The sequence below is a fragment of the Desulfosporomusa polytropa genome, from assembly GCF_055380075.1.
This window is the reverse complement of the sequence record NZ_AP042400.1, coordinates 5047431-5069177: the sequence shown is the minus strand read 5'-3', so window position 1 is coordinate 5069177 and position 21747 is coordinate 5047431. Positions and strand designations below refer to the sequence as shown.

General features: G+C 45.9%; 16 protein-coding genes. All 16 read right to left on the bottom strand.

Features of this window, described 5'->3' with window-relative positions; translation table 11 throughout:
• Positions 1–7: 7 nt before the first annotated feature.
• The 16 genes from ACZ449_RS25575 to amrS all read right to left on the bottom strand — a co-directional run bounded on the left by ACZ449_RS25575 (position 8) and on the right by amrS (position 21727).
• Positions 8–2374 carry a hypothetical protein gene (locus tag ACZ449_RS25575; RefSeq protein ID WP_464258850.1) on the bottom strand — a complete coding sequence of 789 codons (2367 nt, stop codon included), beginning with the start codon at positions 2372–2374 and terminating at the stop codon, positions 8–10.
• Positions 2375–2731: 357 nt separating this feature from the next.
• Positions 2732–3211 (bottom strand): hypothetical protein, encoded by a 480-nt coding sequence (locus ACZ449_RS25570; RefSeq protein WP_464258849.1) that lies wholly within the window; start codon positions 3209–3211, stop codon positions 2732–2734.
• A 633-nt stretch (positions 3212–3844) separates the two neighbouring features.
• The gene (gene glmS / locus ACZ449_RS25565; protein ID WP_464258848.1) at positions 3845–5674 is read right to left on the bottom strand and encodes a glutamine--fructose-6-phosphate transaminase (isomerizing); all 1830 of its coding nucleotides are present in this window, start codon (positions 5672–5674) and stop codon (positions 3845–3847) included.
• A gap of 484 nt (positions 5675–6158) precedes the next feature.
• Positions 6159–7499, bottom strand: a complete 1341-nt coding sequence (gene glmM, locus ACZ449_RS25560; protein ID WP_464258847.1) for a phosphoglucosamine mutase — start codon at positions 7497–7499, stop codon at positions 6159–6161.
• 37 nt (positions 7500–7536) lie between these two features.
• On the bottom strand, positions 7537–9132 hold the full coding sequence (locus ACZ449_RS25555; protein ID WP_464258846.1) for an NAD(P)/FAD-dependent oxidoreductase: 1596 nt from the start codon (positions 9130–9132) through the stop codon (positions 7537–7539).
• A 15-nt stretch (positions 9133–9147) separates the two neighbouring features.
• Positions 9148–10092 (bottom strand): CdaR family protein, encoded by a 945-nt coding sequence (locus ACZ449_RS25550; protein WP_464258845.1) that lies wholly within the window; start codon positions 10090–10092, stop codon positions 9148–9150.
• A complete protein-coding gene (gene cdaA, locus ACZ449_RS25545) occupies positions 10092–10907 on the bottom strand; it encodes a diadenylate cyclase CdaA (RefSeq protein WP_464258844.1) in 816 nt (271 codons plus the stop codon). Before cdaA ends, ACZ449_RS25550 begins: the two co-directional genes overlap by 1 nt.
• A gap of 200 nt (positions 10908–11107) precedes the next feature.
• A complete protein-coding gene (locus ACZ449_RS25540; protein WP_464258843.1) occupies positions 11108–12181 on the bottom strand; it encodes a branched-chain amino acid aminotransferase in 1074 nt (357 codons plus the stop codon).
• Between the two features lie 35 nt (positions 12182–12216).
• Entirely contained in the window at positions 12217–13632 is a 1416-nt protein-coding gene (gene argH / locus ACZ449_RS25535; RefSeq protein ID WP_464258842.1) for an argininosuccinate lyase, read from the bottom strand.
• Positions 13625–14848, bottom strand: coding sequence for an argininosuccinate synthase (locus ACZ449_RS25530; RefSeq protein ID WP_464258841.1), 1224 nt, complete (start codon positions 14846–14848; stop codon positions 13625–13627). The genes argH and ACZ449_RS25530 overlap by 8 nt, the downstream gene beginning before the upstream one ends.
• A gap of 411 nt (positions 14849–15259) precedes the next feature.
• A complete protein-coding gene (gene argF / locus ACZ449_RS25525; protein ID WP_464258840.1) occupies positions 15260–16192 on the bottom strand; it encodes an ornithine carbamoyltransferase in 933 nt (310 codons plus the stop codon).
• 24 nt (positions 16193–16216) lie between these two features.
• Positions 16217–17407, bottom strand: a complete 1191-nt coding sequence (locus ACZ449_RS25520) for an acetylornithine transaminase (RefSeq protein ID WP_464258839.1) — start codon at positions 17405–17407, stop codon at positions 16217–16219.
• A complete protein-coding gene (argB, locus tag ACZ449_RS25515; RefSeq protein WP_464258838.1) occupies positions 17400–18305 on the bottom strand; it encodes an acetylglutamate kinase in 906 nt (301 codons plus the stop codon). Before argB ends, ACZ449_RS25520 begins: the two co-directional genes overlap by 8 nt.
• A 33-nt stretch (positions 18306–18338) precedes the next feature.
• On the bottom strand, positions 18339–19550 hold the full coding sequence (argJ, locus tag ACZ449_RS25510; RefSeq protein WP_464258837.1) for a bifunctional glutamate N-acetyltransferase/amino-acid acetyltransferase ArgJ: 1212 nt from the start codon (positions 19548–19550) through the stop codon (positions 18339–18341).
• A 10-nt stretch (positions 19551–19560) separates the two neighbouring features.
• Entirely contained in the window at positions 19561–20601 is a 1041-nt protein-coding gene (gene argC, locus ACZ449_RS25505) for an N-acetyl-gamma-glutamyl-phosphate reductase (protein ID WP_464258836.1), read from the bottom strand.
• Positions 20602–20731: 130 nt separating this feature from the next.
• Positions 20732–21727, bottom strand: coding sequence for an AmmeMemoRadiSam system radical SAM enzyme (gene amrS / locus ACZ449_RS25500; protein WP_464258835.1), 996 nt, complete (start codon positions 21725–21727; stop codon positions 20732–20734).
• Positions 21728–21747 lie beyond the last annotated feature (20 nt).

Sequence of the window (21747 nt, the reverse complement as noted above, 5' to 3'; positions counted from 1 at the left end):
CCTAAGCCTATTTAAATTTCATTTTTCGACGATTTAGTGTTTGCAGCATCCCCGGGCGACCATTAGGGATAACAATTTCTCGCATCACTTCATCAAAAGACAACCCTAACGCCTCCCCGGCGGTAACTTCATCGGTAGAGATGGGGCTGATTTTTTCTGCATTATTCGCTATTAATAGCCCCAGCGCCGCCCCCAGGAACGGTACGCCGATCCAGGGCAAATATGGAATCCCGCCGCCAGACAAGACAAACATTGCTGTAAGCATTAGTGCGCCAATGCTCATTCCGTAAAGACATTCTGGTGCAGTGAAGGTGTTTCTAATACTCTGAACCAGCCGCTTCCACCCCTTGGCTTGGGGCAATTTATTGATTGTCCGCTGCCGGCGGATGACTGTCATAATAGCGGTATGATCCAATGTCAAAAATAGTATTACGGCAATCAATGAAACCATGCCCGCTAAAATGGCTTTCACCTGCTTTAAAATCACCATAACTTCACCACGGGGATCTGGCTCAATTACCCCCAAAGCCGAAGTATATAACGATAAATTATTATGCCCTACCACCTGATAGATAACAGGTGCCATAAATTCTGTTGTAACAGTACTTTTGGTCAATATTTGCAACCGTTGACTAGGCATTACCTGACCGGCAATAAACTGATCCAACAGCTTGACTGACCGGCTGATTTCTTCTTCCTTCAAATTAGGAACCGCTGCCCCTAGATACTGCAATTGAGCGGCTACCAGCGGTGTATTGAACTGCTGCAGCCGGGCCAGCCGGCCGTTAACATCCCCAAGAGTCTGACGGGCTCCGTTTACATCAAAGCTGCGCAGGCTAGACAAAGTGCTATTGCCATTAGCGACAATGCCGTCAATAGCCGCCTGCGTCCGGCGGGCATTGGCTGCTACATTATCAAGTGCACTCAATCCACTCCGAAGATTATTGAGATTTTGTTGCGTTGCCGTTAACTCATTAATCGATGATGTTACTTCAGGATTAATCAGCCGAAAAACCTGTAAGGTGTTGACCAATCCGCTCATGGCGTTTGAGGAAGCGTCCAGCCGCGCCTGAAGATCACCCGTACTGAGATTTGCCAAACCACTGGTGGCCGCCTCAATGGTTGTGCCCGCATTATCTAGACTAACAAGCGTCTGCTCAATCGCCGTCAAACTTCTTCCGTAGTTATCAAGTGAGCTAGCAGCAATCCCTGTCATATTCTGGGCATCTTGCGCAATTCCCGGAATTTGACTGACCAAATTGGATGTCTCATTCAATGCATTGCCCAGTTCAACGCGGGGATTACGGAAACTCGCCGTACCAACAGGATTGCCAATAACGTTATTGATCACCGTATAACCTTGACTATTAGGAGTTTCGATTGCATCACCCTGGGTGATCATCCCTTCGGCCGAACCGTCCTCATTCACGGCAGTTACCTGGACTATGACATTAGCCACATCCGATGCTGCGCCAGCAACAGGTGCTGCAGGCGCCGTACCCTGAAAAGCAATACTATCACCGACAGTAACCCCAACTCCCGTTGCCGGAGTAATTGTAACCTTGGTGGCAAAAGCCGTCAAGAAACGCTTTAGCTCAATCATGGTACTCACAAGATACACCATTTCATTGTTTTTACTATCAACCGACACGCTTTCGGCATAACCTGCTGCTTTCTCTGCCCGGATAGCATCGGCTAGCTGCTCACCAAGCCGGATGGCATTCTCTGGCTCACTGCCGACCGGGAAGGCAATGTCAATAATATGATATTGCGCAAGTATTTTTTCAATTTCTGCATTGACAGCAGTTGACTGATCCAGTGACTTAACGATAACCGTAACCGATCCACCGTCACGAAAAGCAAATAGTACTCCGTCAATCTGCATAATTTGTTCGATTACTAAACCTTTCGCGCCATCAGGCACAGCCCTAACTGTTATCCGCGGTTCGGTCATAATACTTATACCCGAACGACCTGGAACACTACCAAAGATAGTGTTCATTGTTTCATACGTTTGTTTGGTTTTATACTGTTCCGGCAAGCCTACAAAGAAGCTTGTCAAGCCATTTAACGTCGGCCCCTCTTTAAATATAGCGCCTGGAAAAACCTGCCCAATCACTTTTTCGATCTGTACCCTACCATCTTGTTTCATCTCTTCCCGAACATTGATCAATAAATCAAATTCTCCGTATTCACCAACAAGCGCGGATATCGTTTCGGAAAAATAGCTGTTAGCAGACATGGCTACTAAACTAGCTAATGATGCCCCAAGCAGAATGCTGACAACCATGAGCATGGCCACATCGCGGTTAAATGAATTAGCAAAGAAGGTGCGCATAATTGCTTTACGAGTTTTGGCCAACGTTTTCGCCATGATTCTCCTCGTTTCTAATGTGTATTATTATCTGTAGTATCTCCCCCTATGCCGTTCTTAACTCTCGAATTTCCTGATGGCAAGGCCCCTCTATCATAGTAAGTTTTAACTTACGACACTAGCAAAGCACCGGGACGGTTCCGACGCTTCCACACAAAAACAACGTACACCAGCCATTCCAGGAGTGTAAAATTAAGTGTGTAAGTTCTTTCGAACTTACACACTTAATTTTACACTCCCCCCTCATCCCAAAATTTGGGGCAAGGGTCATCTTCTGTTTTGTACTCTTTGAGCTTTTCTCCGTCAAAACCACAAGTTCTTCAGTGGCCTCCCTAAAAGGCCGGGTATTGCTATAATTTATCTTAATGTAAACCGATTGTCTCGAGGATGCCAGCCCTCTTTGCCGATAAATATATTTTCGCGGGGCATCTCCTCGCCGTCTTTATACAGATCAAATTTAACAACATCGCCGCCTCTGACTATAAAGCTAATTTCGTCAATACCTCGGCCGGTTAAGCGAAAGCGGATGGTATCACGTTGCCGGTCAACTCTAACGAAATCGCCGTTTTCTAGGTCTCTCTGCTCGATATCACGAAAACGTCCGTCAGTACGAAGAACACCTGTAAATACATGCTGACCGCGCAAGTTGCTGGACTTTAGATGAAATTCGTTTTTATCATTATGCCAAACAGATAAACTAGGGATATGCATCATTTGACTTAGAGTTTGCTCAGGACGGCCTTCCGAGCGGTCACTCCAGGCAAAAGCGGTTCCTGAGACAGTAACAAAGAAGCAAGTAACCAAAATCAAAGTGGATAGCCTTTTCAAGAAAATCATCTCCTTTAGCTGGGTTTCATTCCACTATGTACAATAATTTAACAATGGAAAAATTAATAGGCGATAGTTTTACGGCTTCATTCAATTTTTCTTATTTATACCCCCTCGCTTTTCCTAGAATATAAATTTTAGTACCTTTTAGAATTATATCTTCCTAATTTTAGAATAATTTTAGAAAAGGTTACCTAAAATGAAATAATGTTCTTGAGATAGTTGCCAAATTTCATTATATAGCTCAGTCTCTTGTTTCTTACAATCCCGGTATCTGCTATTCGGGAGGGACACCGGGACAGGTTGAAACCACTGAAAAAGGACCTGTTTTTACAAAAACATAATTTTTATGGGATACTAAAATGTATACCAAAAGAAAAAACGACCGTTATATGTCGTTTAAATAGCTCTCAAAAGCCTTTGCTTTGTTTATGAATTTTTTGTGATTGACTTTTTCAGTGCTTTCGGACAGATTCCTTGTCCCAGGATTTTTCTTAGAAAACATGGCTTGCGCCGCTCCCTTGGCGAAGCCTCGCGCCGATGTTGACCTTATGCCAACCGAATTTAGTTATAAATCCGGTTAGACAAACACAAAATGCCACCCAAAATCAAATTCTGGGTGGCATTCGCTATTATCTTCTCTTATTCCACAGTAACACTCTTAGCCAAATTCCTCGGCTTATCAACATCACAGCCACGGGTAACCGCAGCATAATACGCTAACAGCTGTAACGGAATAACTGACAAAATCGGGGTCAGGAATTTATCGGTAGCAGGAATAAAAATGGTATGGTCGACATATTTTTCTATTTCTTTGTCGCCTTTAAGCCCAATACCGATAACAACAGCATCACGGGCCTTAACTTCTTTGATGTTACTGAGCATTTTTTCGTAAACATCTTTCTGGGTGGCTAGCGCAATGACAGGCACGCCTTCAATGATAAGCGCCAAGGTGCCATGTTTGAGTTCACCGGCGGCGTAGGCTTCGGCATGGATATAGGAGATTTCCTTGAGTTTGAGTGCGCCTTCCAGGGCTACGGCATAGTCTAAGGAACGGCCCAGGAAGAATACATCTTCATTGAAGCCATATTGTTGGGCAAAGGTTTTGATAGGTTCGACATCTTCCAATAGTTCATGGATTTGGCTAGGCAAGTTACGCAGTTCCTGGCAAAGCTCGCAGACTTTTGCTGCCGGCAGCGTGCCTTTAAGCGAACCCATATAGATGGCTAGCATAGCCATAACAATAAGCTGGGTAGTATAGGCCTTAGTTGAGGCTACCGCGATTTCCGGGCCAGCCCAGGTATAAATGACTTGGTCAGCTTCGCGGGCAATGGAGGAGCCGACAACGTTAGTAACGGCTAGTACACGCGATCCTAGTTTTTTAGCTTCTTTCAATCCGGCCAGGGTATCTAGCGTTTCTCCTGATTGGCTGATAACAATGGTCAGCGTCTGGTCGTCAATGAGCGGTGAACGGTAACGGAATTCGGAAGCCACATCCACTTCTACCGGAATGCGGGCTAAATTTTCGATCAGGTATTTACCAACAATACCGGCATGGTAGGCAGTGCCGCAGGCAACAATCGCAATTTTTTTGATGCCTGTAACATCCTCCTTAATCCATTTCAGCTCTTCAAAGGCTACGCCACTGTTATCTTTGGCTAATCGGCTGGTCATAGTTTCGCGGACAGCCTTAGGCTGTTCATAAATTTCTTTTATCATGAAATGCTCATAGCCGCCTTTTTCGGCTGCTTCGGCATCCCAGTTTACTTCAAATACTTTTTTGGTTACCGGCACGCCCTGACGGTTCATGACCCAAACAGAATCTTTAGTCACTATGGCCATTTCGCCATCGCTCAGGATATAGGTTCGCCGAGTACGGCTGATAATGGCGGGAATGTCGGAAGCAATAAAGTTTTCCCCTTCGCCAAGGCCGATAACCAACGGATTATCTTGTTTGGTGCAAATAAGCTTATCTGGTTCATCCTGGCACATAAAGACCAACGCATACGAGCCTTCAATGGTTTCAAGTACTTTTTTTACAGCAGCTTCAAAATCACCTTCATAGTAATCTTCCAGCAGGTGAGCTACTACCTCGGTATCGGTTTCCGAGGTAAATTTATGACCTTTGGCTATGAGTTCTTCTTTGATATGCATATAGTTTTCAATAATACCATTGTGCACAACAACAAATTTGCCGGTGCAATCAGTATGCGGGTGAGAGTTGGCATCAGACGGACGGCCGTGTGTCGCCCAACGGGTATGGCCAATACCAAGGCTGCCTGTAAGCGGATTCATCTCTACCTTTTTTGCAAGAACATTCAAACGGCCAACACTTTTATCAACATTTATTTTACTACCATCAAAAACGGCAATACCTGCCGAATCATATCCCCGGTATTCAAGTTTGCTCATTCCTTCTAATAGAAATGGCGCCGCCTGATTGGGGCCGATGTAGCCTACGATTCCACACATATATATAATCCTCCCTAATTACGGCTACTTATAAACGCTCATCTGCGTCGTTGTCAGTCCGGGCGTTCTCTGCGACGTACTTCCCAGTACGACTCCGTTCACGTCCTCCTTCCGCCTAGCATCTGAACATTTCTAAGCAACCTAAGCCTATAATACGTTTTGTCATTATTAAAATTTTTCTTTTCTGCATGCTGCCGTTTTGTTCCACAGGTCACCCTGCGGTTTTGTCGGTCAGCTTACGACGACAGTCGCCGAGAGGCATCCGCTGACTGCTCGATAAACCTCTTCCTCGTCTGCTTGGTTTCTCCCAAGCACCAGCGCTTTTTTGGGATTAGCTTTTGTCACAAAGGTAGTAATTATCCTGTTTTTCTGTCATTCTCACCCCCAATGAGTACTAACTATACATATGCAAAGGAGCACTAAATAGTGCTCCTTTGCCATATCTATCTTATTGTAATATAGTTTACTATATTGGTCAATCAGTTTAGGATTGTTCTTGTTTAATTACCTCAGCAATGGTAGCAACAATGCGCTCCAAATCAGGCAGCACCGGTCCTTCAGCCATTACGCGAATGAGGGGCTCAGTACCGGAAGGACGCACTAGTATCCGGCCATTATCGCCTAATTCCTGCTCGCCTGCTTGGATGGCTGCCGCTATCGCAGCGTTATTCTCCCAACCTTGTTTGCTCTTAACGCGAATGTTTACCAATAACTGCGGGAATCGGGTCATTACATGGGCTAATTGTGACATTTTTTTGCCGCTTTGTTTTAAGGCCGCCGCCAGCTTTAGAGCCGTAATCAGACCGTCGCCAGTTGTACTGTACTGACTAAATATAATGTGACCTGATTGTTCGCCACCAAGCACCAGCTTGTTTTTAAGCATAGCTTCCAGCACATAACGGTCACCTACTGGTGTGACAAGCACTTTGCCGCCAGCATTTTTCATGGCTTGGTGCAGCCCCAGATTGCTCATAACCGTAGCTACCAGCGTTTTATCAGGCAGCGTATTCCTCTTAAGCATTTCTAGTGCACAAATAAGCATAATTTGATCGCCGTCAACAGCTTCTCCTGCTTCGTCAACAGCCAGGCAGCGATCAGCATCGCCGTCATTAGCCAACCCGATATCGGCTTTATTCTGAGCTACTGCGGCCTGTAATTGTTCAAGATGGGTTGAGCCGCAGCCAGCATTGATATTGCTGCCATTTGGCTTATCATTAAGAACAATAACCTCTGCCCCCAATTTTCTGAAGGCCGCTGGAGCCGCCTCATACGCCGCACCATTAGCGCAGTCTACCACAATTTTAAGTCCGCTCAATGAACCATCCACTGCTGCTAGGGCGTAATCCACGTATTCTTGTAATAAATCATGTTTATAGGTAATGAAGCCAACGTCGCCAGCTGTAGGCCGGGGCATAGTATCAGGCTCAGCTGCGATCAATTTTTCTAGTTCATCTTCCACAGTATCAGGTAATTTATAGCCTGTACCTGCGAAAAATTTGATGCCATTATCAGGAAAGGGGTTATGGGATGCCGAAATAACAACACCAGCTTGTGCACCGTGTTTTTGGGTCAAATATGCTACTGCCGGGGTAGGCACAACACCCAGCAAGACAGCCTCGCCGCCTGCCGAACAGATACCTGCCGCTAATGCTGCCTCCAGCATATGCCCGGAAATACGGGTATCCCGCCCAATGTAAAATACCGGACATTTATGCTCTTTGCCAAAATAGTAGGTCGCCGCCCGGCCCATTTTAAAAGCCAATTCTGGGGTAAGTTCAGCGTTGGCTAAGCCGCGCACGCCGTCAGTTCCAAACAATCTTGCCATGTATGTAGATGCTCCCTTCGATTTTCAGCGTGAATGATTACACCTTATATTCTTCAATTAAACTGATGGCTGCATTCATCCCGTCAAGGGCAGCGCTCATAATGCCGCCGGCATAACCGGCTCCTTCGCCAATAGGATAGAGTCCAGCAGTGTTAACCGATGTAAAATCCGGCCCGCGTATAATTCGGACAGGCGCTGAGGTTCTTGTCTCAACCCCGGTAAGTACCGCCCCTGGATGATCAAAGCCTCTGATTTTTCGACCAAAATCCGGCAGGGCTTTCACCAGAGTTGCTGCAACAAAGTCTGGCAAACATTCTGTAAGGTCGGCTGGCGTTACACCAGGACGGTAACTGGGTGTAACAAGATATTTACTGCTACCGCTTTTGCCAGCCAGAAAATCACCAACAGTCTGTACCGGCGCCCGATAGTTGTGACCACCTAACGCAAATGCCAGGCATTCATAGCGGCGCTGGAATTCGATGCCATCAAGTACATTGGGGCCAAAGTCGGCTGGATTAACGGTTACAGCCAGCGCACTATTGGCAAGCTTTGAGTCCCGGTTAAACAGGCTCATACCATTGGTTACGACCCCACCTGCTTCCGAAGCAGATGCTACTACCAATCCGCCTGGGCACATGCAGAAAGAGTACGCCGTCCGGCCAGCAGCCCGATCTTGATATACTAAGGCATAATCAGCCGCTCCCAGCTTAGGATGTCCGGCTGCACTGCCATATTGTGCACGATCAATTAGTTCCTGTGGATGCTCGATACGAACACCGATAGCAAAGGGTTTGGCTTCCATCGCAATATTCGCCTGGTAAAGCATTTGATAGGTATCACGAGCGCTGTGACCGATGGCCAAAAATAGCGCATCACACGGCAGCAAGCGGTTATCATTGATAGTTATTCCTGTCAGACGGCCATCCTTGCTTTCTATGCCTGTTAATCTTGCTTCAAACTCAACCTGGCCACCCATTTCTATAATCCGGGTACGGATATTTTTGACAACCTGCCTCAATTTATCAGTACCAATATGCGGTTTATGGAGATATTTTATTTCTGGCGGAGCACCGGCAGAAATCATAATGTCAACTACCTGCGCCATCCGCGGATCAGTCACACGTGTGGTAAGCTTGCCATCAGAAAAAGTACCAGCCCCACCTTCCCCAAATTGAACATTGCTTTTTTCGTTTAGTTTACCTGTGTGCCAAAATTCAGCAATGTCCCTAACTCGCTGGTCAACATCCTGTCCACGTTCGACTACCAGCGGTTTGTAACCATGTTTTGCCAGCATATATGCAGTAAGTAAGCCTGCTGGTCCTAAGCCAACCACAATAGGACGGTTTGTTAGCTGCTTTTCCCCAGGTTTAATATCCTCTGCAGCCATTTGTGTTACCTGAGCGACATCCTTATCGCCTGCCAGGCCAGCCAAAATCTGGCCGCTGGGAACAGCGGCCTCCACCTCCAGGGTATATACAAATGTAATATTATTCTTGCGGCGGGCATCCACGGCCCGCCGGATAATGATCACTTGGCTTATGGCATCTGCCGCCACTTTAAGACGTTTGGCAGCTAATTGTTCTAGTGGTGTATCATCAGTTAATGGTACGCGAAAATTACTGATTTTAAGCAATGATTCTTATCTCCTTTAGCGTGGCCCAACTTTTATCTTAACAATGACTGACTTAGTTGGGCCAGTCATTCCTTCCGGCAATTGAATTTTGACTTCTTTATCAGTATCTTTGTTGATATCGGCTAAATTGATTGATTCAGTATAAATAGCATCAGGCTGCTTGTCAGTGCCCTTGCCTGGCACTATTTCTGTTAGTTCTACTTTATCAGGCTGTGTAACAACACTCTTGATAATCAAGCCTGCTGGTAATTCGCCCTGGGTAACTGGCTTTATATCCAGCACTTTTTTTGTGACTTCCGTTATCAAGCTAACAGTTACTTTGGTTTTTTCCGGATAAATAGTAACACCTTCGACTTCTTTTCCTGCACGATTAATCGGAATGAGCACTGCATCTACCGCAATATCATTGCTCTTGCCTGATATGTCTACTGCTGCCACTACTTTTTCTACTGTATTTGCGATGGTTCTTGGCCCTTCAATTGTAACCTGTCCATGGGAAGTCGCCGTCTTGCCAAGCACCGTACCTGAGGCCGGAGTCCCTGTTGGGCGCACCTCAATAGGCAGCTGACGACTGATTACAGGTTCAATCCTCAACTGCACTTTATCTGGATTAATCTCAACCAGTTCCAGGCTAGCTGGAATAGTCGCATTAACGCCAATAGTGTGCGTGCCTTCCGTTAGATTCTTAACATCAACGAAAACCTTAATGTCTTTGGTATGTACTCCAGCCACCATACTGCGTGGACCACGAATTTTTACCTTGATAGTTTCAGGTGCTTCAAAAACCACATAATCTGTCGCAACATTGCGCACCTCCAAGGGAACAATAAAGGAGGATTCAAACGGCGGGTTCTGTTCATTCATTACATACATCCACATTATAATAGCCAATATGATAGCCAATATTTTAGGCACTATATTTTTAGTTTCTCCCGGCTTTTTGAAATAATTGTCACCCATTACGACGGCCTCCAGCTAAACAGATCACTTATGGAAGAACTTCGCATCACAAATAGCGACGCAAGCTGCTCTTTTAGACTCTCAGCATCCATATATCTGTGCAACCGTCCACCACGCGCCAGTGAAATAATCCCCGTCTCTTCACTGACAATAACGACAACAGCATCTGTCTGTTCACTGATACCAATCGCCGCCCGATGTCTGGTGCCCAATTCTTTGGTCAGGCTCCTGTCATCAGATAGCGGTAACAAACACCCTGCGGCTTGCACCCGGTTGCCACGAACGATAACAGCGCCATCATGTAGTGGCGTGTTCGGGATAAAAATATTAATTAAAAATTCACTTGATACCAATCCATCGACTTTGATACCGGTTTCAATATAATCATTTAATCCAGTCTCTCGTTCGATCACAATTAATGCGCCAATTTTATTTTTAGACAGCGCAGTAACTGTCCTGGCTAGTTCTTGAAAGAGATTTTCCCGTTCTTCCGCATTCAGTTGAGTTCTGTTTTGAAAAAAACGCCCCCGGCCTAGGTGTTCCAGCGCCCGTCTCAGTTCTGGCTGAAAAACAACAGGCAATGCTACTAATACCACCGTCATTGTCTTTTGTAATAACCAGTTAATCACATTGAGCTCCAGCCACCGGCTGACCATGGTAGCTAGCAGCAGAACAACAAGACCCTTTAATAGCGCCACAGCCCGGGTATCTCTGATCATGACATATAACTTATATAAAAAATAGGCAACAATTACAATGTCGATAATATCAAGAAGACCAATTGTAGAAATTATGCCCTTTATTTGCAATAACATGCTGTACACCTCAAACACGGAGTAAAACTATAGTATATATAGCCTATAGTTTTATTCTACCCATTAATAGGAAAACCTTTTAAAAAAATAATGTTTATTTAAAATTATTAGTCCAATCTTCAATATCTCTACTATGATACAAATTAGGCTTGTGCCTACTGGCACAAGCCTAATCGTATTGTATTTGCAATAAATCCAGTTTACAGCTTGGTTACTTCTTCAACCCAACCAAATTTATCGGCTACACGCCCCTGTTGCAAGCTGGTTATATAGTCGAATAATTTTTGTGAGGTTTCACCTATCCCACCATTATTGATACTGATTTTTTTCCCTTTCCAGGAAAGTTCGCCAACCGGCGAAATAACAGCAGCCGTACCAGTGCCAAAGACTTCTTGCAAACGTCCATTCGCATGCGCTTCATATACTTCGTCAATGGAAATGCGACGTTCACTGGTCTTCATGCCCCAAGACTTAGCAACCTCAAGCACCGAGCGGCGGGTCATACCATTGAGGATACTACCGTTCAATTCAGGCGTGATAATTTCATTATCAATTTTAAAGAAGATGTTCATTGTGCCAACTTCTTCGATGTACTTTTGCTCAATTGCATCAAGCCACAGCACCTGGGTATAACCTTCTTCATTGGCTACTTCGGAAGCCTTAAGACTTGCAGCATAGTTTGCCGCGGTCTTGGCTTCACCCAGACCACCTTTTACGGCACGTACATAATGATCTTCGACCTTAATCTTGACAGGTTTAAAACCAGAGGCGTAGTAGGCACCAACCGGGGAAAGAATAATAAATAATGTGTAATGAGCCGCTACTTTTACGCCAACATAGGGATCAACCGCAATGACAAACGGTCTAATATACAAAGATGTCCCCAACGATTTGGGTACCCACTGCTTATCAATGTCAATAAGCTTTTTTAACGCGGCGTGCACTACGTCAATATCCATTTGCGGAATGCTTAGGATATTCGCCGAATTGTTAAAACGTTTTAAATGATCTACTGGCCGGTACATTACAACACGGTTATCTTCAGTACGGAACGCCTTCATTCCCTCGAAAATAGCTTGACCATAATGTAACACCATGGCTGCCGGGGAAATGTTGAAGTCTCCATAGGGAATAATACGGGCATCATACCAGCCTTTGTCACTGGCATAGTCCATTACAAACATATGGTCAGTAAAAATTTTACCAAAACCTAGTTTGTCATCCGCGGGAAGTGTGCCGCGCTTATCAGCCAGTGTAACAGCAATATCTGTCATGTTAACAGGCCTCCTTGGGTGTATGTTTATAGTTATTATAAAGTGGTTTTTGTATACATGTCAAGGCGTTTTTGTTGTTTCTCCATGACGGACTTGGCGATAAGTACGGTTTGTCCAACCTGAGTGGGCGATGTTCCTCCCAGGGAGTTACGAGCCCCTACGCAGGTCTCGATTGATATAGCTTCGGTAATATCAGCGGCAAACAATGGCGAGAATTCTTTAAACTGTTCCAGCGTTAAGTCTGTCAATGTTTTTTGCTCACTTAGGCAATAGGCTACGCATTTACCGACAACTTCATGCGCTTGCCGGAAGGGTAACCCTTTTTTGACAAGATAATCTGCCATGTCGGTCGCATTGGAAAAATCGGTTTTAAGCGCCTGACGCATGGCACCGACGTTGACCTTCATACCGCGCAACATGGCCGCATACACTGTCAAACTAAATTTAACGGTATCGATGGTATCAAACAGACCTTCTTTATCCTCTTGCAAGTCTTTGTTGTAGGCTAGCGGCAAGCCTTTAGTCACTGTCAACATAGCCATTAGATGACCAAACACCCGGCCGGTTTTACCCCGCACTAATTCAGCAACATCCGGGTTTTTCTTTTGGGGCATAATGCTAGAGCCGGTACAGTGCGCATCGTCAAGTTCAATAAAGGAAAATTCAGTTGAGGACCAGAGGATGATTTCCTCACTTAAGCGACTCAGATGCATCATGAGAATAGATGCAAACGACAAAAATTCCAGGATATAATCGCGGTCACTGACAGCATCCAGACTATTTTCATAGATACGGCCAAAATTAAGTTCACGGGCTACCTGCTCCCGGTCAATAGGGAAGGTCGTGCCCGCCAAAGCTCCAGCTCCCAGCGGCATAATATCAGCTGATTCCCATACCCCGCCCAAACGTCGGAAATCTCGTTCCAGCATAAAGAAATAGGCCAGCATATGATGGGAGAATAAAATGGGCTGCGCCCGCTGGAGATGGGTGTAGCCAGGCATGATTACCTCCGGATACTTGTGAGCTGTATCAAGAATAGCCTGTTCTAAGTCAAATAAGAGTTTGGCAATCTCAGCGACCTGGCCGCGCGCATACATGTGAGTATCAAGCGCTACTTGGTCATTACGGCTGCGGGCTGTATGCAGGCGTCCGCCCGCTGCTCCAATACGTTCAGTCAGACGTTTTTCAATATTCATATGAATATCTTCTAACGATACTTCGAAACTGAAATTACCAGCTTCAATATCAGCTAGTATCCCCTTTAAGCCATCAATAATCAGTTTAGCATCTTCCTGGCTGATTATACCGCAGGTTGCCAGCATGGTAGCATGGGCAATACTGCCGGCAATATCCTGGCTGTACATGCGGCTATCAAAAGAAATGGAGGAGGTAAACTCCTCCACCATTACATCCGTACTTTTGGCGAAACGTCCGCCCCATAGTTTACTCATTGTTTTTCTTGACCTCAGCTTTCATCATGGCCCGGACTTTGAGTGGCAGACCAAAGAGATTAATAAAGCCCTCTGCATCGCCATGGTTGTATAACTCTTCACTATCGCCAAACGTTACGATTTTTTCGTTGTAGAGAGAGTATGGTGATGTAGCACCTGCACTTATGATATTGCCTTTATACAATTTCAAACGGACAGTACCGCACACGGTTTGTTGGGTAGAATCCACAAATGCATCTAAGGCTTCTCTGAGCGGTGCAAACCACATACCGTCATAAACAAGTTCTGCGTATTTGATGGCTACTTGTTCTTTGTAATGTAAAGTAGCCCGGTCAAGTGTCAGATATTCCAATTCATTGTGCGCATAATATAAAATCGCTCCACCGGGATTTTCATATACACCGCGGGATTTCATCCCAACAAGACGATTTTCTACGATATCGGCAATACCAATACCATTCGCAGCGCCAATCTCATTAAGCTTGGTTAAGAGGGCTACTGCATCTAGCTTAACTCCATCAACGGAAACTGGAATACCTTTTTCAAAGCCAACTTCAATGTAAAGCGGTTTATCAGGTGCTTTTTCCGGAGGCGTAGTAATCATATATACATCATCTTTGGGCGCATTCGCCGGGTTCTCAAGATCAGCGCCTTCATGGCTTAAGTGCCAGATATTACGGTCCATGCTGTACGGACGTGCTTTGGAAACAGGTACAGGAATACCATGTTTTTCAGCATAATCAATCGCATCCTCACGGGAACGGATGTCCCATATCCGCCAGGGAGCAATGATTTTAAGATGGGGAGCCAACGCTTTAACGGTAAGCTCGAAACGCACTTGGTCATTGCCTTTGCCTGTTGCGCCATGACAGATAGCATCTGCGCCTTCTTTAATCGCAATGTCAACAAGTGCTTTAGCAATAATCGGGCGGGCAAAGGAAGTACCAAGCAGGTATTTACCTTCATATACAGCGCCAGCTTTTAAGGTCGGCCATACATAGTCTTCCACAAACCCAGCTGTTAAGTCTTCAATATATACCTTGCTGGCACCTGATTTGATCGCCTTGTCGTGGACAGGAGCCAATTCGTCTCCCTGACCGACGTCAGCGCACATAGCAATAACTTCGCAGCCATAGTTTTCTTTGAGCCAAGGAATAATAACCGAGGTGTCCAGGCCACCTGAATAGGCCAGTACAACTTTTTTAATGTCACTCATTATGTAGTTCCTCCTTGATAATTAACTTAGTGATACGCTACAAACTTATATTTTATTCGCTTATTTGCTATTTTGTTCCTGCAAGAAAGGTAGCAAAGATTGAGATTGCCAGGCTAACGCTCGCAATGGAGTATGCCAAAGCAATCTCGTTTTAACTATTCTTCAAACCAATCGCCAACCCTCAATGTTTCAGCTACGCTGAAACGAGTCCGTAACTCCCGAGACTCCCGAGACTCCCGAGACTCCCCCGGCACCCCCGTAACCAAAAAAGTCACGAACTGCCGGAACTTGTTAGAAATGTCCAGATGCGAGGCGCACCGGAAGAACATGCCGCGCCGCGTACTGGCGTACGCAAGCAATTGTTCTGAGGAGCAACGAAGCAGGTGGGCGTTTATAACAAGTTCTAATGTATCAGTCAGACATCAACAGGGCCATGATGGCCTTTTGCACATGCAACCTATTCTCCGCTTCATCAAACACCACAGAATTTGGACCTTCAATCACATCATCAGTGATTTCTTCGCCGCGATGGGCTGGCAGGCAATGCATGACGATCGCGTCTTTTTTGGCAACCTGCATGATGGAGTTATTAATTTGGAAACCAGCGAAGGCCTGTTTGCGGATGGCCTGTTCGCCTTCTTTACCCATGCTGGCCCAAACGTCAGTGTAGAGCACATCGGCGTCTTTAGCAGCAGCAAATGGGTCGTCCAGAATGGTTATCTTACTGCCTGACAGTTTGGCCGCTACGGCAGCTTGCTCGACAATGATTGCATCTGGAGCATAGTTAGCTGGCGTAGCTACACTGATATCCATCCCGACTTTGGCACAAATATGCAAAAGTGAATTGACCATATTATTACCGTCGCCAATATAACATAGCTTTCGTCCTTTTAGTTCCCCTTTATGCTCAATAGCGGTAAAGATATCGGCCATTGCCTGACAGGGATGCAGCAGATCTGTCAAGGCGTTAATAATCGGGATATTGGCGTACTCGGCGAGTTCCTCTACTTCCAGATGGGAAAACGTCCGGATCATAATACCGTCCAAATAACGGGATAATACGCGAGCAGTATCTTTGACTGGCTCGCCCCGGCCAATTTGCAAATCGTTGGACGACAAGAACAAAGCCATCCCACCAAGTTGCCACATGCCAACTTCAAAAGAGACTCTGGTACGGGTAGATGATTTTTGAAAGATCATCCCCAGCGTCTTGCCTTTTAACAGCGGGTGAGCTTCACCCGCCTTTTGCTTTGCTTTTAGTATTTTAGCAAAATCAAGAATTTGATATATTTCTTCAACCGACAAATCATTTATTGATAAAAAGTCTTTTCCTTTAAGACTCATTCCTAACACTCCCCCAGTTTAAAGTTATACAGCCGCCAACGTTTTATCTAATACGGCAATCATTTCATCCACATGGTCTTTGGTTATAGTAAGCGGCGGTACAAACCGGAGTACGTCGCCTGCGGTGCAGTTTATAATAGCGCCTTGGCTCAGACAGCTATTAACAATATCCCGCCCCGGAATGGTAAGCTTGGCACCAACTATCAGGCCCTTGCCCCGCACCTCGGTAATCAGTGCCGGATATTTGCTTTTAAGAGCATTGAGTTTATCTACAAGATAATCGCCGATTTTCTGCGCATTTTCTAACAACTTTTCTTCTTCAATGACTTGTAACACCGCATTTGCTGCTGCACAGGCAAGCGGATTGCCGCCGAAGGTGCTGCCATGATCGCCAGCAGTAAAGGCTGTAGCTACTTTGCTAGTTGTAATAAATGCACCGATCGGCACTCCGCCCGCTAAGCCTTTAGCCAACGTTACAATATCAGGTTTTATGCCGAAAAGTTCATAAGCAAACATTTTTCCTGTCCGGCCGATACCTGTCTGAATTTCATCAAGAATTAACAGCGCACTGTATTTGTCACACAGCTGGCGGACTTTTATAAGATAATCCGCATCAGGGATATTTACACCGCCCTCCCCCTGGATGGGTTCCAGCATTACGGCACAGGTCTTAGCAGACATGATGGCCTCTAGCGCTGCAATATCATTAAACGGAACATGGGTAAACCCGCCGGGAAGCGGTTCATAGCCCTTTTGGTATTTGGGCTGACCAGTTGCGGTCAGAGTAGCCAACGTCCGCCCGTGGAAGGAATGTTCAGCTGTAATGATTTCCACTTTGTCGGCCGCAATCGTTTTACCATATTTCCGGGCCAGCTTGATTGCTCCCTCATTGGCCTCAGCACCACTATTGCCAGCAAATACTTTGTCAAGACCACTTAATTCTGCAAGTTTTTTGGCAAGTGTGGCTTGCACTTCGGTGTAGTATAGGTTGGAGCAATGAATCATTTTGCCGGCTTGCTCAGACACGGCTTTCACCAGCGCCGGATGAGCATGACCGAGAACATTGACAGCAATGCCGCCAAGAAAATCTATATATTTTTTTCCTTCATTATCAAAGACATAGGGGCCTTCGCCATGACTAAGAACAAGGTTATATCTGGCAAACACCGGCAGATAATTCTCTTGATCCATAGCAACTATCGCCTGTTTATCCATTGATGTACCTCCTGTATTTTACCACTTCGGTACCAATACCCTCTGTGGTGAAAATCTCTAAGAGCAACGAGTGAGGATTACGGCCATCAATAATATGAGTTTTTGCTACCCCGGCGGCTAATGCTTTCACACAAGCCTCCACTTTCGGAATCATGCCACCGTCAATGCTGCCTGTCTTGATCATTTCCTGAGCTTCGGCCAGCGATAAGGTCGAAACAAAGGTGCTCTTATCCTTGTAATCGCGGTAAATTCCTTCCACGTCAGTTATAAGCGCTAGTTTCTCAGCCCCTAATGCTGCAGCCAATTCCCCAGCCACGTAGTCGGCGTTAATATTATAGGTAGCACCGTCTTTACCAACGCCAATAGGCGAAATAACCGGAATATAACCTTGGTCTAAGAGGCTCTCAACAATATTAGTATTTAGTTTGAGCACATCGCCGACAAAGCCGATATCGACTTCTTTGACTTGACCATTCTCGCGGACTTTAGCCAGATGCTTAGCGGCAATAATAAGGTCAGCATCTTTGCCGCTTAGGCCGACAGCTTTAGCGCCAAGGAAGTTTAATAGCTTTACAATTTCACTATTAATTTTGCCGACAAGCACCATTTCGGCGATCTCCACCGTTTCGGCGTCAGTTACTCTGAGTCCGCTAACAAAGCTAGTCTCTTTGCCCAATTTCTTGAGCATACCGGTAATCTCCGGCCCGCCGCCGTGAACAACAACTGGACGAATCCCCGCATATTTAAGAAAAATAATATCCTGGATCACATTCTTTTTGAGTTCGTCATTAAGCATGGCATTACCGCCATATTTGATGACAACTGTGTTGCCGGAAAACCGTTGCAGGTATGGTAAAGCTTCAATAAGCACAGACGCTTTTTCTACCGAGTTAATCATAGAATCATTCCTTTCCCAATTCAAATCTATCTATCAGGTTGTATATTCACCATTGATTTTTACATACTCATACGAAAAATCGCAAGTCCAGACCGTAGCGGCTGCTTCCCCCTGGCCTAAGTTAACCGTTATGGCAATATCCTTGGCAGCCATAATCTCTTTGAGCCTGGCAGGTTCAAAACCCGCGACTCCCTGGCCATTCGCCACAATGGTTAAATCGCCAATTGCGAGCGACGTCTTGTCAAGCTGCGTTTTCGCTCCTGAATAACCAACAGCACATAAAATGCGGCCCCAATTAGGGTCTTGACCAAAGAACGCTGTCTTTACGAGCGGCGATTTAGCGATGGCCATCGCAGCGCATTTAGCATCAGCAAAGGATACTGCACCAGCAACATTGATCTCCAGAAATTTGGTTGCCCCTTCACCATCACGCACAATTAGCTGGGCTAATTCGGTACAAACTGTTTTTAAAGCTGTATAAAACTCCTGATAAAGCTGGCTGTCAGCAGCAGCAATGAGTTCGTTGCCTGCCTGGCCGTTAGCCAACACCGCTACCGTATCGTTAGTACTGGTATCACCATCAACAGAAATCATATTGTAGGAGAGTTCAACGGCTTGACTAAGCGCCAGATTGAGAACCTCAGGCGCTATGGCAACATCGGTGGTAATAAAGGAGAGCATTGTCGCCATATTCGGATGAATCATGCCTGCGCCCTTGGCAATTCCGGCAATTTTGCAAAGTTTGCCGCCAAGCGTAAACTCATAGGCACAGGTTTTGGGGAACGTATCTGTTGTCATGATGGCCGCCAGCATAGCTTCATACCCACTCTCGGATAACGCAGCCGCCGCTTGGCTAATACCTGCTGTTACTTTATCCATCGGTAATGGGACACCAATTACACCAGTAGAAGCCACTACTACTTCACAATCGTCCAAGTTAAGCAGTTGGGCTGTATTATGAGCCATCATCCGGGCGTCGGTAAACCCCTGGTCGCCAGTACAGGCATTGGCACAACCAGAATTAACAACAATGGCGCGTACCTTGCCTTGACTTACGGCCTCTCGGGAAACAAGCACAGGCGCAGCCGCCATTTTGTTGGTAGTAAACTTGGCAGCTACCACTGTAGGAGCAGTGCTATAAATAAGGCCTACATCTTCTTTGCCATTCTTTTTTATGCCAGCATGCACACCTGCGGCCTTAAACCCTTTTGGTGCCGTAATGCCGCCTGTAATTTTAGTTAACATTTACTTCCTCCTACGGATATATTGGGGCACTATCCAGCCCTGTCTTCTCATCTATATTAAACATAACGTTCATATTTTGTATTGCTTGACCAGCGGCACCTTTGACCAGATTGTCAATGGCAGAAATCGCAATTACCCGGCCGGTGCGTTTATCAATATGCCAGCCCAAATCACAGAAATTGCTACTACGCGTATTTTTGGTCACCGGATAACCGCCCCGCCCTAACAATCGGACAAAGTATTCCTTGCCATAAAGGGAGGTATAGGCCTCATCGACCGCTTCCGGGGTTACGCCTGCTTTGAGGTTAGCATAGCAGGTACTGAGTATCCCTCTGGGCATAGGAATAAGATGCGGCGTAAAGGTAATAGTGAGTTCTTCTTCCGCTAGTCCGCTGAGCACTTCCTCGATCTCTGGTGTATGACGGTGCCCACCCACATTATAGGCCTTGACACTCTCAAATACTTCGGTAAAATGCGAACCTAGGCTCAGACTCCGTCCAGCACCAGATACGCCGGATTTAGCATCGATGATGATGGTTGTCAGGTCTACCAGTTTATTCTTTACTAGTGGTGCCAGTGCCAGGATACTAGCCGTTGTATAGCAGCCAGGATTACCGACAATACTGGCCTCACGCACTTGGCTGCGGTTTAGCTCAGTGAGGCCATAGACGGCGTTGGCCTCCCGGTGCGTATGTGGCACTTTGTACCACTGCTCATACACGTCATGATTTTTAAACCGATAATCAGCACCAAGGTCAATAATTTTAATGTTAGGATTGATTATTGTTGCTTTACGTCCTACCTCCATTGCATGCCCATGAGGCAGCCCAATAAAAATGACGTCACTCCCAGCAGCAATTTTATCCAAATCCGCCAGACTTGTTAGTATCTGCGGATAAAAGCGTGCAAGATGTGGGTATATGTCAGCAATGGCCGTTCCCGGCTGACTTTCTGAAGTAATATATTGTACTTCGGCAGCCGGATGAGATGCCAGTAAACGCAGTAATTCCGCACCGGCATAGCCGGTAGCTCCGACAATACTTATTTTCATAGTTATCGCCCCTTTTGTAACATTATACATTAGCAATGAATAATAATGCAAGTATTTTTGTTTCATGTATACATTAAAATATAAGTGCAAAAGAAAATAGAGGCCGCTGTTTTTAGCATCAGCCTCTATCCTATAACCGAATTTCCCCTTTGATAGGTATACTGCGCCCGCATTGGGGGCAGTTTTTCCCCGGCCCGGCTAACTGGCTGTAACCGCTAAGGCGGTCAATTACCTTGTGACCACATTGCGGACAATAGGTGTTCGTAGCATTGCCGCCAACATTGCCCAAATATACATAGTTAAGATACTCACGCGCTGTTTCATATGCAGCCTCCAAGGTCTTTACCGGTGTCGGCGGTGCATCCATTTTGTGGTTAGGAAAGTAGCGGGACAGATGCAGTGGTATATCAGCATTGATGCCTGCCAGCCATTTAGCCAAGCTGGCAATTTCCGCTACAGAATCGTTAAGTCCATGTATGATTAAGGTGGTAATCTCGACATGACATTGCCGCGCGGCCTGCTCCACGGTGCGTTTGACATGAGCAAGTTCGCCGGCGCACACTTTTTGGTAAAATTCATTGGTAAAGGCTTTAACATCAATATTCATCGCCCCAATGTAAGGCAGTAGTTCCTGTAAGGGTTGTTCGTTAATGAACCCGTTGGAAACCAATATGTTTGTAAGTCCGGCTGCTTGTACTAACTTCGCAGTATCCAGGATATATTCATACCACACACTAGGCTCAGAATAGGTATAGGCGATGCCAATATTGCCCTGGGTGACAAGTTGGCTGGCCAGCGCGGCCGCCGCCTGCGGCTCAAGCAAAGTAGTGTGCGGCTGTGCCTGGGCAATCTGCCAGTTTTGGCAAAATTGACAGGCAAAGTTGCAACCCCATGTGCCAAGAGATAGAATGGTGCTGCCTGGGTAAAAATGATAGAGTGGCTTTTTTTCGATAGGGTCAAGCGCCTGGGCCGTGGCTTGCGCATAATTAATGCTATACAGCTTGCCGCCCGTGTTCTGGCGTACCCGGCAAAACCCTGTCCGCCCCTCAGTAATCGTGCACTTTTTCGGGCATAATTGGCAGAGAGCCACTTGGCCCTGCTGCTCATAATGAAGCGCCTCACGCACTTTTGCTCACCTGCTATACG

Excerpts from the sequence above, each read along its gene's own strand:
- ACZ449_RS25575 (WP_464258850.1), bottom strand. The coding sequence starts at position 2,374 with ATGGCGAAAACGTTGGCCAAAACTCGTAAAGCAATTATGCGCACCTTC.
- ACZ449_RS25570 (WP_464258849.1), bottom strand. The coding sequence starts at position 3,211 with ATGATTTTCTTGAAAAGGCTATCCACTTTGATTTTGGTTACTTGCTTC.
- glmS (WP_464258848.1), bottom strand. The coding sequence starts at position 5,674 with ATGTGTGGAATCGTAGGCTACATCGGCCCCAATCAGGCGGCGCCATTT.
- glmM (WP_464258847.1), bottom strand. The coding sequence starts at position 7,499 with ATGGCAAGATTGTTTGGAACTGACGGCGTGCGCGGCTTAGCCAACGCT.
- ACZ449_RS25550 (WP_464258845.1), bottom strand. The coding sequence starts at position 10,092 with ATGGGTGACAATTATTTCAAAAAGCCGGGAGAAACTAAAAATATAGTG.
- cdaA (WP_464258844.1), bottom strand. The coding sequence starts at position 10,907 with ATGTTATTGCAAATAAAGGGCATAATTTCTACAATTGGTCTTCTTGAT.
- ACZ449_RS25540 (WP_464258843.1), bottom strand. The coding sequence starts at position 12,181 with ATGACAGATATTGCTGTTACACTGGCTGATAAGCGCGGCACACTTCCC.
- argH (WP_464258842.1), bottom strand. The coding sequence starts at position 13,632 with ATGAGTAAACTATGGGGCGGACGTTTCGCCAAAAGTACGGATGTAATG.
- ACZ449_RS25530 (WP_464258841.1), bottom strand. The coding sequence starts at position 14,848 with ATGAGTGACATTAAAAAAGTTGTACTGGCCTATTCAGGTGGCCTGGAC.
- argF (WP_464258840.1), bottom strand. The coding sequence starts at position 16,192 with ATGAGTCTTAAAGGAAAAGACTTTTTATCAATAAATGATTTGTCGGTT.
- ACZ449_RS25520 (WP_464258839.1), bottom strand. The coding sequence starts at position 17,407 with ATGGATAAACAGGCGATAGTTGCTATGGATCAAGAGAATTATCTGCCG.
- argB (WP_464258838.1), bottom strand. The coding sequence starts at position 18,305 with ATGATTAACTCGGTAGAAAAAGCGTCTGTGCTTATTGAAGCTTTACCA.
- argJ (WP_464258837.1), bottom strand. The coding sequence starts at position 19,550 with ATGTTAACTAAAATTACAGGCGGCATTACGGCACCAAAAGGGTTTAAG.
- argC (WP_464258836.1), bottom strand. The coding sequence starts at position 20,601 with ATGAAAATAAGTATTGTCGGAGCTACCGGCTATGCCGGTGCGGAATTA.